A 14,231-nucleotide genomic window follows, 5' to 3' on the forward strand; every position below is an offset into this window, starting at 1 on the left:
AAAGCTGGCCCGCACGCTTATTCCAGTGGCAGTGTAAACCAGAAACGGCTGCCGCCTTCTGGCCGGTTCTCTGCGCCTAACTCTCCGCAGTGCTTTTTGATGATCCCTTTACTGATGGTTAATCCCATGCCCATGCCGCTTTTCTTGGTGGTGTAGAACGACTCAAAGATCCGGTCACGCACGCCATCAGGCAATCCGCAACCGCTATCCAGCACCTCAAATCGCAGCGTTTCAGCCGTGGGATTCTCTGAGGTGAGGCGCAGCAGGGCCGCGCGCGGTAAATCATCGGACATGGCATCGATAGCATTAATGACCAGATTGAGCAGCACCTGCTGAATCTGAACGCGGTCGCAGAAAATATCTGCCCTGGCCGCCTTGAGTTTCAGTTCCAGTGAAATGCCCCGCCGTTCCAGCTCGATCCGGGAGAGCGCCAGAATATCACGGGCAATCAGATGCAGGTTTTCTGGCGCAAAGCTCGGTTCATGATTGCGGGTCAGCGCCTGCAGACCGCGAATAATCTCTCCGGCACGTTTACCCTCTTTAATGATCTCGTTCAGACTGCTGCTGGCATTTTCCAGCATCAAGGGTTCACGCTTTAACCAGCGCAGGCTGGCACCCGCGTTAGCCACGATTGACATCAGAGGCTGGTTAATCTCATGGGCGATGGAAGCAGTAAGCTGCCCGACGGTGGTGGCGCGGCTAACCCGAGCCAGGTCCGCCTGCGCCATACGCGCGCTATCTTCTGCCTGACGCTGTAAAGTGATATCCGAAATGGTGCCGAAATACTCTTTCACCTCCGGGAAATTGTCCACCGGTTCTCCGATGCCTTTAATATAGCGGCATTCCCCGTCCGGCCTGAGTATACGGAACTCAGCCTGCATACTGCGCCCCTGGCTGACGCTAAGCGTGACCAGTTCACTGATGCACGCATGATCATCGGGATGAACGCGGGTGAGAAAGTCAGCCATCGACAGCCCTTTTTGTTCAGCTGGCAGGCCAAGAATGCGACCATATTCTTCAGAGACCATCATCATGTCCTCTGTCAATTCCCAGCGCCAGGTGCCGGTATGGCTGATCTTCTCGCCGAGCATCAGCGAGGTTTTACTGGCTCGCAACTGCTTCTCAACCCGCCGCCGATGAGTGTTCTCCTCCAGCAGCTCTGCGTAGAGCCGTGCGTTTTCCAGCGAAACGGCCGCCTGCGCACTCAGGGTTTTTACTATATGGGAGTGCTCAGCAGTAAACGCGTCGGGCATCAGGCGGTTCTCCAGATAGAGCACCCCGACCATGTTGGCCTGCCTGAACATCGGGACACACAACACCGCTGCGCCTGAAGCCACCAGATAGGGATCCTGGCTGAAGGGACTGAACGCCTCCGGTTTGCCGGTGCGTATCTCCTGGCCTGTTCGGATCACCGCTGACAGCACGGATAAAGGCAGGTCGGACGCGAGAGGTCGTTCTTTAACAATCTGCACACGCACCCCCTCTGCCATGCTCTCTGCCCAGGCCTGCGTCTCCGGCAGATTGCCATCCAGAATCCGGATGAGCCGACAGCGCTGAGCACCGGCCCGCTCCAGCAGCATGCGCATCAGGGTATGTATCAACCGATCAAGGTTGATCTCCTCCGTCAGGGCGCGCACGGCGGTCAGCACGCTCTCCATGTCATAGAATGCGGCATCCTGGGTAAACGGAATTGTCGCCAGTGCGCTGTTTTGCAGCGGCGCGGACAGATGCGGATAGCGCTGCTCCAGCTGGCGCACCATTGCCTGCGCGCCCCAGTTTTCCCAGCTTGCCATTGCCGCTTTAATCCAGGCATCTGCGGCGGTGTCCAGCTGTAAGGCTTTGCAGCAGCGACCCGCCAGCTGATTCGCCAGCGCATGGATGTGCAGATAGCCCGCCTGTCTGGAGAGACGAATGGCCTGTTCATACTGCTTCAGAGCGTCGCCCGTGTTGCCCGCCAGACGCGCGCACTCTGCCCTGAGCAGAGCATATTTGTCTGCAAACAGACCAGGATTGAGGTCAGCCCAGTCAGCAAACTTGTCGAGATGGCCACGCAGCACATTGCTGTCAGCCGCTTCAGGCTGGTGACTCAGTGATAATGCGCTGTAGAAATGAAAATCCATCAGATAGATATAAGCGGGCACTGCGCTAATCAGCGGACGAATATCCTCAAAACAGCGCAGCGCCTCCCGGTATTCAGCCGCAAAGAAATGCGCCATTCCCCGATAGAGACCGTCCCAGAACCGCACCATCGCTTTAGGGCCGGATATCGACCCCGGCTCACTGCCCGCTACCAGCGGCAAAGAGGCGACGCGATCCTCTGCCCTGAATCCATTGCTATTACGCAGTTGCATCACCAGTTGCTTCTGCATAACGAGCACGTTCTCGACGTCGGGATAATACGATTTGCGGGTAAACGCCAGTCCACGCTCAATGGAGGTCAGCACCGACTCAAGGTGGTCGCCGCGTGTCAGCGTGTTCATGATCTGATGACGCAGCGAGAGGCAGGCAAAAGAGCGGTCGCCATGCATTACCGCCACGCGAAAGCTTTCGCGGGCACACTCCACGGCGACATCCAGCGGCTGTGTCCAGATCCCTACCTGATCCAGTGGCAGCAGCGTGCGTGCTTTGTAGCGGATAAAGTTATGCTCTTCCACCAGCGCACGCGCCACCCGGCCACAGTCATAGCTAAACTGCCAGGCCTGATAGCGGTCGCCAGTCAGCACGCTGAACCAGGCAAGGCCAAACGCAGAAGCCCCTGTCATGCCCTGGTCCAGCGTCATCTTCAGCATCCGGCAGACCAGCATCAGATGCAGCTGCGGGCAGTCGTAGGCGGAAACAAAAATTGTGCTGGCCATCAGGTTCAGCACCGACTCCGTTTCGGCATTGTTGTTCAGCGGCAGCCGTGAAAAAGCGGTCTGCGGGGAGTCGCCAATCCGCGTTCTGAGCGACAGCCATTCGGCGTCGATCTCCGCGTCATTCGGATTACGGTTGAAATGCTCACCAAAAACCGCCAGCCAGGCGAGTGCGGTTTCCAGTGCCAGATGATTGTCAGACTGGCGCATATGAATTTCAGCAGAGAGACAGGCAGCCCTGGATTTTTCACTGAGCGTTCCCGGCTCACGCAGCAGTCGGGTGCAGAGCGATTGTGCGTTGCTGAGATTACCGTGCAGAAACTCGCACTCCGCCTCATCAAGACCCAGCATAAAGTCATTGCCGGTCACCATCCGCTGGCTAAGTCGCTGGGCGGTGCGCAGATAGCGCAGCGCCGAGAGATAGTCCCCCGCACGTTTCGCTCCCTGTGCAGCGCGCAGACAGAGCGGATAATACCGCTCACGCTCTGCGACACTCAGCGGCAGTTCAGCAATCATGCCAATGTGATAAACCGCGCGGAACAGTGTTTCACCGTTATCCGCCGTCACCACCGCGTCTGACAGCCATGCCGCCGCCTGCTGGTGAAGATGCTGTTGCTGCCGGCGGTCGGGCAGCGAAAATGCCGCGTTGTGAACCCGATCGTGGGTAAAGGCGTAGTTACCGCCCGTCAGGGTGATAAAACGACCACTGACTGCCGGTTCAAGCTGCTGCTGAAGCCGTTTAACAGGGGTTCTGCTGATATGACTTATCAGGGAGAGTTCGCCGCTGGCGCCCAGGCAGGCCAGATCGCCCAGCAGCTGCCGCGTTATCTCCGGCATCCGTACCAGCTGATTCAGCACCAGCGTTGCCACATTGTCGGTGTACTGACGCGTACTCAGTGTCTGGCTGTCGTAATGCCATTTCAGCGGGTTCTGACGAAAGTAAATGACCCCATCGTCCACCGCCTGACGAAAGAACTCCTGCACAGAGAGTGGATTGCCGCCGGTTTTGTCGAAAATAATCTGTGCCAGTTCGCGATGGCCGCCGGGACGGGTATGCAGCCTCCCCGCCAGCCAGCGACCGATGCTTTTCACGCTGAGCGGCTGTGGCGTCAGCGCCACGGCCCGCGCCGCGGATTCTCTGATCCGCTGTAGAAAACCGGCAATCATCGGACAGGGCATTGATTCACCCTCCCGGAAAGCGAGCACCAGCATAAAAGGCAGATGTTCACTACGAATAATCAGCGTTTCCAGCAGTTGCAGCGTGGCATTATCTGCCCAGTGAACATCATCAATCAGCATCACCAGCGGGCGACCCGGCGTGGCAAAAGCCTCAATCAGCGCACACGCCATCTGGTTAAACTGCTCGCGGGCGTCCGGAGCATGGCGCACCACGGGCGACAGTGTCCGGATATTCAGCAGCTGTTTTAATTCGGGTACCAGTTCAATGGCTAAATCGGTATACCCGCCCAGTAACCGTAACAGTCGCCCCCGCCATTTGCTGACTTCCGGGGCGGACAAACCCAGCAGATAGAGCGTGACCGTGCGAAAGGCGGAGGCGATTGAGGCATAGGGGGCGACTGGCGAATGCTGATCGGCCTTGCTGGCGGCCAGCAGAATCTGTCGGTGCTGCAGGTTTTTTAGTGCGGAGGCGATAATGGCAGACTTCCCGGAGCCGGGCGCACCGCTCAGCATCACCAGGCTCTGCGTGCCGCTGCGGTTGACCGCCTCAAGCGTGGTCAGTAACAGGCGCGCCTGCGGATGCTGCGTGAACAGCGTTTCGGGCCGGAAACTGCTGCTGAACCGCTCCTGCAAACCGGGCGTAAACGGCGCAATGGTGTTTTCCGCTGAGAGGGTTGCCTGACAACGGCGCAGATCGGCCATCAGTCCCTGCACGGTCTGATACCCCTCTGCGGGCGACTTTGCCAGCAGGCGCAACAGAATCACCGAGAGCATCGGCGGCACATCCTCTCTGACCTGTTCGGCGGGACGGGGGGCGGTAGCAATGTGATGATGAATCCACTCTGCTTCACCCGCTTCTGCTGATCCAAACGGCAGTCTGCCGGTCAGGTACTCATACAGCACCACACCCAGGCTGTAGAGATCGCTGAGGCTGCTGACGGGATGCGGTGTGCGACCGGTATGCTCAGGAGACATATAGGCCAGCGTACCGCCTGAGGCGCGCAGGCTGGTTTTGTCCGCCGACTGCGCTGCCAGCGAGGCCAGTCCAAATCCGCCCAGGCGGAAGCGCCCATCGTCAGTGACAAAAAAGTGACCCGGCTTGATATCCCCATGCACGATACCCTGATGATGCGCCTGACCGAGCGTGTGGCAGAGCTGCAATGCCACCTGCAGGAAGTCGGCGATGTTTTCAGGTGGAGTGGCGAGATTGTGAGCCAGAGTACGAAACGGAAAGCAAGGATAAATCAGGGCATACCGATTGTGATAACGGGTGGTGCCGGTGGCGGTGATTGCCCAGCGCGGTGAAAGATAGCCCGCCAGCGCACGCTCATTTTTAAGTCGCTGCGTCGCCTGAAAGGTGACCTCGTCACTTTGACCCGTAGCGACAATCAGGGATTCACCAGAGTGGCAGCGCGCCAGTATCCAGAGCAGGCAGCCATCCTGCGCCAGCGGTGTCAGCGTGTCGAAGTGGTCAATCGCGATCCCTGCGTCGTCACCTTCCTGGACATTAACCGAAAGCATGCTCATCAGCGGGCTTCTCCCCTGGATAACTCGCAACGGATCAGTGTCAGCAGCGTATCAACATCAATGGGCTTTCGCAAAAACGTGACCGCCCCCAGGGCGATGGCATACCACAGTGTTGTTTCTTCCAGATCTGCTGAGATAAAGATGACCGGGGGCAGCTCTGTCTGCTGTTTCAGGAGGACAAATAGCTCAAAACCGGACATGCCCTTGAGTCCGACATCAATAATCAGCAAGCCCGCCTCTGAAAGGGCATTGTCATCGCTCAGGAGCGCCTCACCGGACTCATATAAGCGCGTCGGGTAGCCGTCTGAGTGCAACAGATTGCTCAGTCCACTGCGGACCGCGCGTTCATCATCAACAATGATAATACGCTGTGACAGCGCCATGCAGTTATTCTCCGAAACGCCTCACTGTGCGGTACGCGAGGATTTAAGGGGTGTTATCGCCATCGGGTGGCGGTGTCCCACTGATTTTTGGCACACACTCATGGCGAAACCACTTCAGCGTCACCGGCTGACGGCGAAGCAGACGCTTAGCCAGCGGAATGATCTGTTCCCCCACCAGCATGCCGAACAGCCCCACCAGTGCAATAATCGGCGGAGCCGGAGAGTTGACGTTAATCAGCGCATAGATTACCCCGGCAAGCAGGCCCACCGCGAGAGAAATGATGTAGGATTTCAACATGTTCAGCTTGTCCGCAACAGGTATGTTTCAGGCTGAGCGCTGAGCGGCTGAAGGACGGTCGCATGCGCTGCTGGAATAACCGCCTGCATCAGCGCCCCGCCCAGTAACATTCCCAGCAGGCCCACCAGCGCAATCGCGGGCGGAGCGGGTGAACGTACTTTAAGCAGGCCATAAAACAGGCCAATCAACACCCCTGCTGCCAGGGAAAGAAGTAAAGGATTCATGACCGGACTCCTGTGCTGCCCGTCTGCTGACCGGCAGCGCGTGCCGATCAGCAGAGCGACCCTTAGCGGACCGGCGCGTGAACCGGTGCCAGAGTACGGTGTTCGCTTATCTGACGTGATGGCGCTTTATGCACCATGGTGTAGGCGTAATCCACACCAATGCCATAGGCACCTGAATGCTCTTTGGCAATATTCATCACCGCATCGTAAGTGTCACGGTTGGCCCAGTCACGCTGCCACTCCAGCATCACCTGTTGCCAGGTCACCGGCACGACACCCGCCTGAATCATGCGCTGCATTGCGTAGTCGTGCGCTTCTTTGGTGGTGCCGCCTGACGCGTCGGCCACCATATAGATTTCGTAGTCGCCTTCCAGCATCGCGCACAGGGCAAAGCTGTTGTTGCACACTTCCGTCCAGAGACCGGACACCACCACTTTTTTCTTGCCGTTCGCTGCCAGCGCATCACGCACTTTCTGGTCATCCCAGGAGTTCATTGAGCTGCGCTCCAGAATGTCCTGACCAGGAAAGACATCCAGCAGTTCCGGATAAGTGTGACCCGAGAAGCTTTCGGTTTCGACCGTGGTGATGATGGTCGGGATGTTGAAGACTTTTGCCGCCTTCGCCAGCGCAACGGTGTTGTTTTTCAGCACCTGGCGGTCAATCGACTGCACGCCAAAGGCCATCTGCGGCTGCTGGTCGATGAAGATAATCTGGCTGTTATGTGGCGTGAGGACTTCAAGCTTTGCGTTGGACATGCGTTCACCCATAGAGGTTAAGTAACGGAATTTCCGCCAACTGGCGCGGAGCAAAAAGACGGTCAGGACAGGTTTATTAATCCTGCTGCTGACTTGTCTGGTCGCAGTGTAGGGCGAGGTGACACGGCAAACTATTATCTCTGCGTATAACTATACGAAGGTATAGGTATCCCTCTGTATAACTAGACGACCCATCAGCCCGCTCACCATAATCCGGCTTATTCGTGCCCTGCTTATTGCGGCACTTCCTGTCCCGCGCTGAGTCGGACAACCCCGTTGAGGAGGATCTATGGTTACGCTGGGTAAAGCAGAACTGATACTGACCCATGGCAAATTTCATACTGTTGACCGCAGCAATCCGGTCGCAGAAGCCGTGGCAATTCGTGATGGCAAATTTGTTGCGGTAGGTACGCTGGCAGAGGCGATGGAGTATCACTGTGACGGCACCAAAGTGATCGATCTGAAAGGTCACACCGCCGTGCCGGGCCTGAACGATTCACACCTGCACCTGATTCGTGGTGGTCTGAACTACAACCTTGAACTGCGATGGGAAGGCGTTCCGTCGGTTGCCGATGCGCTGCGGATGCTGAAAGAGCAGGCGCTGCGCACGCCGTCACCGCAGTGGGTGCGTGTGGTAGGCGGCTGGACCGAGTTCCAGTTTGCCGAGCGCCGGATGCCGACGCTGGATGAGATCAACGAGGCTGCCCCCGATACGCCAGTCTTCGTGCTGCATCTTTATGACCGCGCCCTGCTCAACCGCGCCGCACTGAAAGTCGTCGGCTATACCAAAGAGACGCCGAACCCGCCGGGTGGTGAAATCCAGCGAGACAGTAACGGTAATCCCACCGGTCTGCTGATCGCCCGTCCCAATGCGATGATCCTCTACGCCACGCTGGCGAAAGGCCCGAAACTGCCGCTGGAACAGCAGATCAACTCGACCCGCCAGTTTATGCGCGAGCTGAATCGACTGGGCCTGACCAGCGCCATTGATGCGGGCGGTGGCTTCCAGAACTATCCCGAAGATTACGAAGTGATCGCTGAACTGCATCAGAAAAAGCAGATGACGCTGCGTATCGCCTACAACCTCTTCACGCAGCGTCCGGGTCATGAACTGGAAGATTTTGAGAAGTGGACGGACATGCTGACGCCAGGCCAGGGCAGCGACTATTTCCGTCACAACGGCGCAGGCGAAATGCTGGTGTTCTCGGCCGCCGACTTCGAAGATTTTCTGGAGCCACGTCCGGACTTAGCGCCTGGCATGGAGGATGAACTGGAGCGCGTGGTGCGTCATCTGGTGGAACATCGCTGGCCTTTCCGTCTGCATGCAACTTATGACGAGTCGATCAGCCGGATGCTGGATGTCTTTGAGAAGGTCAACCGCGATATCCCGTTTAATGGTCTGCACTGGTTCTTTGACCACGCGGAAACGGTCACTCAGCGCAATATCGATCGTATCAAAGCGCTGGGCGGTGGCATTGCGGTGCAGCATCGCATGGCATTCCAGGGCGAATACTTTGCTGAACGCTACGGCATTGAAGCCACCCGCCACACCCCGCCGGTACAGAAAATGCTGGAAACCGGCGTCCCGGTCGGACTCGGCACCGACGCAACCCGCGTCGCCAGCTACAACCCCTGGACCGCGCTCTACTGGCTGGTTTCTGGTCGCACCGTGGGCGGCATGCAGATGTATGACGTCAATGCCCGCCTTGACCGTGAAACGGCGCTGATGCTCTGGACACAGGGCAGCGCCTGGTTCTCCAGCGAACAAAATAAAAAAGGTCGGATTCAGGTAGGTCTTCTGGCGGATCTGGCCGTGCTGAGCAAAGATTTCTTCAGCGTGCCGGAAGAGGAAATTAAAGGCATTGAGTCGGTGCTGACGGTGGTGGATGGCAATATTGTCTATGCCGCCGGTTCGTTCAGCGCGGATGCACCGCCCGCGATTCCGGTCCTGCCTGAGTGGTCGCCAGTGGTAAACGTGCCGGGTCACTATCGCAGCGCCCCGCCAGTTGTGCAGAGCCGTGCAGGCATGATGCCCGCCGTCCACCACTGCAGCGGCCCGTGCGGGGTTCATCAACACTCGCATGAGATCGCCCGGGGTTCCAGTGTACCGGTCGCCGAAGATAACGCCTTCTGGGGCGCGCTCGGCTGCAGCTGCTTCGCGTTTTAATCATGAATAACGCTAGGGATCTGTCGCCCCGTATCAATGCGGGGCTGTTCTTCCTGCGCCTGACCGGCAGCCTGCTGCTGTTGCAGGTGCATGGGCTGCCGAAAATTCTGCATTTCAGCGAAGAACTGACGCGTATAGAAGACCCGTTTGGTCTGGGACCGATGATGAGCCTGCTGCCAGCGATAGTGGCAGAAGTCATCTGCCCGATCTTTATTATTCTCGGCTGGGGTAGCCGGATTGCCTGCCTGCCGATCATCGCGGTGCTACTGGTCGCGATGCTGGTGGTACACCCTGGCTGGTCACTGGCGGAAGGCCAGTTCGGCTGGCTGCTGCTCATTATCTTTACCACGCTGGCGCTGACCGGGCCTGGCGGCTGGCGAATCGGCGCGGTGAAACATCAGGGGGTTCGTCATGGCACAGGTTAATGATATCCACCAGCTCGAGCAGGAACAGCCTGCGGCAACGCCCACGGGTGAGGTTTCACCGCTACAGCCGCTGCGTCAGCCGGTGTTCCGCATGCTGTGGATCGCCACCGTCGTCTCCAATATCGGTCCATGGATGAACGATGTGGGTGTGAACTGGAGCATGCTGACGCTGAGTGCCGACCCGCTGGCCGTGGCGCTGGTGCAGGCGGCCAGCAGCCTGCCGATGTTTCTGTTCGCGCTGCCCTCAGGCGTAATGGCGGATATCGTTGACCGCCGCAAATATCTGCTGTTTTCCCAGCTCTGGACCTTTATCGCCGCGGCCGGGCTGACGGTGCTGGCCTGGACCGGCCATGTAACCCCTGAAGTACTGCTGGGCGCTGCCTTTTTGCTGAGCGCGGGTGCCGCCATGAGTTCGCCGCCCTTCCAGGCGATCGTGCCGGATCTGGTGACTAAACAGGAACTGGGTCCAGCCATTGCCCTTAACTCGCTCGGCATTAATATCAGTCGCGCCATCGGTCCGGCGCTGGGCGGCCTGATCCTCTCATTCACCGGGCCCTGGATGGTTTTCCTGCTCAATGCGTTGTCCGTGCTGGGCGTGACCTGGGTGCTCTGGCGCTGGAAAGCAGAACCCAGCGTGCAGCGCCTCCCGCCCGAGCACTTCTTCCCGGCGGTGCGTGCCGGTCTGCGCTATGTGCATGCGGCACCAGTGTTGCGTAACGTGCTTGTGCGGACCTTCGCGTTCTTCCTGTTTGGCAGCGCAGGCTGGGCTTTGCTGCCATTGGTGGCGCGTCGTGAACTCGGCCTCGGCCCTGGCGGCTACGGCATTATGCTGGCCTGCATCGGTGTCGGCGCGATAACCGGCGCCGTCCTGCTGCCGCGTCTGCGTCGTCGCCTGAGTTCCGATCGCCTGATGGTGCTTGCCAGTCTGATCTTTGCCCTGACTATGCTGGCGCTGGCCTTTGTGCGGCACTTCTGGCTGCTGAATGCGTTTGAGTTCTTCACCGGCTTTGCCTGGATCGCGGTGCTGTCGACGCTGAATCTTGGCGCACAGCGCAGCGCCGCGAAGTGGGTGAAAGCGCGTGCGCTGGCGGTTTATCTGACGGTGTTCTTTGGTTCGATGACCGCAGGCAGCGCCCTCTGGGGACAGCTCGCCTCGCACTTCGGCATTCCGCTGTCGCTCTGCATCGCCGCGCTGGGCATGGTACTGGCCAGCAGTACCGTCTGGCGCTGGCGGCTCGATCAGGATCCCGATCTCAATCTCGATATGATTGGTGACGGCGTCAATGCGCCTGCGCTGGATATTCGTCACGAACGCGGGCCGGTTATGGTGAATTACGAATACCGGATTACTATTGATGATGTACATGCTTTTACAGTCTGCATGCAGGATATGCGGCGGGTCAGACGCCGCGGTGGCGCCATCAACTGGTCACTGTATGAAGATATTCTGCAGCCCGGCATTTTCGTTGAAACGTTTGTGGTCGGTTCCTGGGTCGAACATCTGCGTCAGAAAGAGCGCTACACCATCAACGACAAAAAAATAGAGCGGCGGGTTTTCGCTTTTCATCAGGGCGAGCGCTCACCCGAGGTACGCTATCTGGTGGCGCCAGTGTAACTGGCGCAGTACCAACTTCTCATCTATCACGTCATACAGAGGGCAATACTATGAGCACTTTTAAAACGACCGACGGCACACAGATTTACTTCAAGGACTGGGGAACCGGTAAGCCTGTATTATTCAGCCACGGCTGGCCGCTGGATGCCGACATGTGGGACAGCCAGATGAAATTCCTGGCCGATAACGGCTATCGGGTGATTGCGTTTGACCGTCGTGGCTTTGGCCGCTCTGACCAGCCCTGGACCGGCAATAACTACGATACCTTTGCTTCAGATATTAACGATTTGATCACCCATCTTGACCTGCAGAACGTGACGCTGGTGGGCTTCTCCATGGGTGGCGGCGACGTTACGCGCTACATCGGCAGCTACGGCAGCGATCGCGTCGCGGCGCTGGTGCTGCTCGGTGCCGTTACGCCTATCTTTGGCAAAACGGCAGACTACCCGCAGGGTGTCGATATGTCGGTATTCGAGGGGATTCGTGATGGCCTGCTCAAAGATCGCGCGCAGTTTATCAAAGAGTTCGCTACGCCGTTCTACGGCACCAACGCCGGGCAGACTGTTTCAGATGGCGTGATGACGCAGACGCTGAATATCGCGTTGCTGGCTTCGCTAAAAAGTACCGTGGACTGCGTTACCGCGTTTGCGGAAACCGATTTCCGTGCCGACGTAGCGAAAGTCAATGTGCCAACGCTGGTGATCCATGGCAGCAACGACCAGATCGTGCCGTTTGAATCCACCGGCAAAGTGGCGGCGGAGATGATTGAGGGTGCTGAACTCAAGGTTTATGACAATGCGCCGCATGGTTTCGCGGTGACGCATCAGGATCAACTGAACCAGGATCTGCTGGCGTTTCTTAACGCGCAGTGATGCAAAAAAAACTGCGCGGTGAAAGCCGCGCAGTTTTCATTTTAACGGGTTGGATGATTCACTTCGTTGGGACGCAGATCGAATAACAACACCTCCGCTCCTTCACCGTGACTGAACGACAGCGTTTTCTCATTGCGAACCCGCGCACCGTCTCCGGCATTAAATTGCAGGCCATTTACCCTGACACTGCCGCGCGCCACATGAATATACGCATAGCGGTCGTCCGGCAGCGTGATCGTCTGCTGCTCATCGCCCTGGAACAGTCCCGCATAGATGCGAATATCCTGGCGTACCCGTAATGCCCCGTTTTCACCTTCCGGCGAAATAATCAGTCGCAAATTACCGCGTTTATCCGCTTCGGTGACGGAGATCTGCTGGTAGCCTGGCGGCGTGTTCTTCTCAGCAGGAACTACCCAAATCTGCAGGAAATGCACGCCCTCAGTACCAGAGTGGTTAAACTCACTGTGGGTCACACCACTGCCCGCACTCATCAACTGCACGTCGCCGGGAACAATCACCGAGCCGGTGCCCATTGAGTCTTTGTGCTCCAGCGCGCCTTCCAGCACATAAGAGATAATCTCCATGTTGCTGTGCGGATGAGCACCAAAACCACGCCCTTTAGCGACGCGATCATCGTTGATCACCAGCAGATCAGAGAAGCCCGCCTGTTTTGGGTCCCAGTAGTTTGCAAAAGAGAAGGTGTGACGTGAATTCAGCCAGCCGTGATCGCCCACACCGCGTTGCTCTGACAATCTTTGCTCAATCATATTCTGCCCCTTCGTTGATTCGGGAAGTGCGAATGCCCTTCGATGGAAACAGCATATAAGTAAACAAGAGAGTCACACAATGGTGTGAACGGGCAATCACTGTCGCTTTTTAGTGGACAATAGAGGCGTCGTTAAATTGGGAAAAGGCTGGCGGGTCATGCTTTCAGCTGCTGCACCGCACCACCAGCTCACCCTGCATGATCACACATTGTGAAGGCGCATCGGGCCGGGTGATTTTCTGCAACACCAGTTCACAGGCCCGGCGACCTATTTCCTTTGAGGGTTGCGCCAGGGTGGTCAGTGGCGGCGATACCATTTCAGCCAGTTCGCTGCCGTCAAACCCTACTACGCCGATATCGTCAGGTATCCGCAACCCCGCCTGCTGAATTGCCGTCATGGCGCCAGCGGCAAGCGTATCAGACACGGCAAACACCGCATCAGGAATGGTTTTGTCCGCCAGCAACTGCTCCATCGCCGCTTTTCCGGCGCTGAAGCTTAACTCGCTGGCGTAGGCAATCGCCTCCCAGGTCAGGTGCTGTTCTTTGATCTGGCGGGTATAACCCTGCTGACGCAGTCGGGCATATCGATAGCGGAGGTCGTGATTAATTAACGCGATGCGCTGCCGTCCCCGTGCCGCAAGGAACTGCACCACTGACTGCGCAGCGACGTCATCATCAATACCGACGCAGGAGACCTGCCCGGTGTCATCATGTTCGGCACACTGAACCCAGGGGGCCGCGCCTATCAGCTGGCTCAGCTCCGGCAGCTTGCTGAAGGCATCCATCGTAATGATGCCATCCACCATTTTGCCGGAAAGTAGTTGCAGACTGGATCGCGAACGTTCTATCTCCGCGCCCGAGTTGCACAGCAGGATGCGATAGCCATTTTTCTCGGCGTGCGCCTCTATGCCTTTAACCACTTCGGCGCAGAACGGGTTGGAGATATCTGAAACCAGCACCAGAATCATCGCGCTGCGCGCCGTGCGTAGCTGGCGTGCCAGCAGGTTAGGCTGATAATGGCTTTCTTCGATGGCCGCCAGGACTTTCTGGCGATTAGCTGGTTTTACGCTGTCGCTGTTATTCAACACCCGGGAAACCGTAGCAACTGAAACACCCGCCATCCGGGCGATTTTCTGAACAGACATAACGATCCTTCTGTTTTAATGCG

11 protein-coding genes are annotated in these 14,231 nt (G+C 57.7%); 4 read left to right on the forward strand and 7 right to left on the reverse strand.

What is annotated here, in order from left to right; translation table 11 throughout:
- Window positions 1-17: 17 nt before the first annotated feature.
- From NIM72_RS02225 to NIM72_RS02245, 5 genes are all read right to left on the reverse strand, one after another.
- Window positions 18-5,558 carry an AAA family ATPase gene (locus NIM72_RS02225; protein WP_253418239.1) on the reverse strand — a complete coding sequence of 1,847 codons (5,541 nt, stop codon included), beginning with the start codon at window positions 5,556-5,558 and terminating at the stop codon, window positions 18-20.
- Window positions 5,558-5,941, reverse strand: coding sequence for a response regulator transcription factor (locus tag NIM72_RS02230; RefSeq protein WP_161734598.1), 384 nt, complete (start codon window positions 5,939-5,941; stop codon window positions 5,558-5,560). Before NIM72_RS02230 ends, NIM72_RS02225 begins: the two co-directional genes overlap by 1 nt.
- Before the next feature lie 43 nt (window positions 5,942-5,984).
- Window positions 5,985-6,239 carry a XapX domain-containing protein gene (locus tag NIM72_RS02235; protein WP_161734595.1) on the reverse strand — a complete coding sequence of 85 codons (255 nt, stop codon included), beginning with the start codon at window positions 6,237-6,239 and terminating at the stop codon, window positions 5,985-5,987.
- A 2-nt stretch (window positions 6,240-6,241) separates the two neighbouring features.
- Entirely contained in the window at window positions 6,242-6,463 is a 222-nt protein-coding gene (locus NIM72_RS02240; RefSeq protein ID WP_253418241.1) for a DUF1427 family protein, read from the reverse strand.
- 62 nt (window positions 6,464-6,525) lie between these two features.
- Window positions 6,526-7,218 (reverse strand): hydrolase, encoded by a 693-nt coding sequence (locus tag NIM72_RS02245; RefSeq protein ID WP_253418244.1) that lies wholly within the window; start codon window positions 7,216-7,218, stop codon window positions 6,526-6,528.
- Between the two features lie 289 nt (window positions 7,219-7,507).
- On the opposite strand from NIM72_RS02245, the gene NIM72_RS02250 reads away from it, so the two are divergent.
- Genes NIM72_RS02250 through NIM72_RS02265 form a run of 4 tightly spaced genes read left to right on the forward strand, consistent with a single transcriptional unit; the run spans window position 7,508 to window position 12,297 of the window.
- Window positions 7,508-9,385, forward strand: a complete 1,878-nt coding sequence (locus NIM72_RS02250; RefSeq protein WP_161734589.1) for an amidohydrolase — start codon at window positions 7,508-7,510, stop codon at window positions 9,383-9,385.
- Between the two features lie 2 nt (window positions 9,386-9,387).
- Window positions 9,388-9,810, forward strand: a complete 423-nt coding sequence (locus NIM72_RS02255) for a DoxX family protein (protein ID WP_161734587.1) — start codon at window positions 9,388-9,390, stop codon at window positions 9,808-9,810.
- A complete protein-coding gene (locus NIM72_RS02260) occupies window positions 9,797-11,425 on the forward strand; it encodes an MFS transporter (protein ID WP_253418247.1) in 1,629 nt (542 codons plus the stop codon). Before NIM72_RS02255 ends, NIM72_RS02260 begins: the two co-directional genes overlap by 14 nt.
- Before the next feature lie 50 nt (window positions 11,426-11,475).
- Complete coding sequence (locus tag NIM72_RS02265; RefSeq protein ID WP_161734582.1) at window positions 11,476-12,297, forward strand: alpha/beta fold hydrolase; 822 nt, start codon at window positions 11,476-11,478, stop codon at window positions 12,295-12,297.
- A gap of 41 nt (window positions 12,298-12,338) precedes the next feature.
- On the opposite strand, the gene NIM72_RS02270 is transcribed toward NIM72_RS02265, so the two are convergent.
- Window positions 12,339-13,064 (reverse strand): pirin family protein, encoded by a 726-nt coding sequence (locus NIM72_RS02270; protein WP_161734580.1) that lies wholly within the window; start codon window positions 13,062-13,064, stop codon window positions 12,339-12,341.
- A 163-nt stretch (window positions 13,065-13,227) separates the two neighbouring features.
- Complete coding sequence (locus NIM72_RS02275) at window positions 13,228-14,208, reverse strand: LacI family DNA-binding transcriptional regulator (RefSeq protein ID WP_161734578.1); 981 nt, start codon at window positions 14,206-14,208, stop codon at window positions 13,228-13,230.
- Window positions 14,209-14,231: the final 23 nt, after the last annotated feature.

The sequence above is a fragment of the Pantoea sp. B550 genome (assembly GCF_024158165.1).
Classification (GTDB): domain Bacteria; phylum Pseudomonadota; class Gammaproteobacteria; order Enterobacterales; family Enterobacteriaceae; genus Pantoea; species Pantoea alfalfae.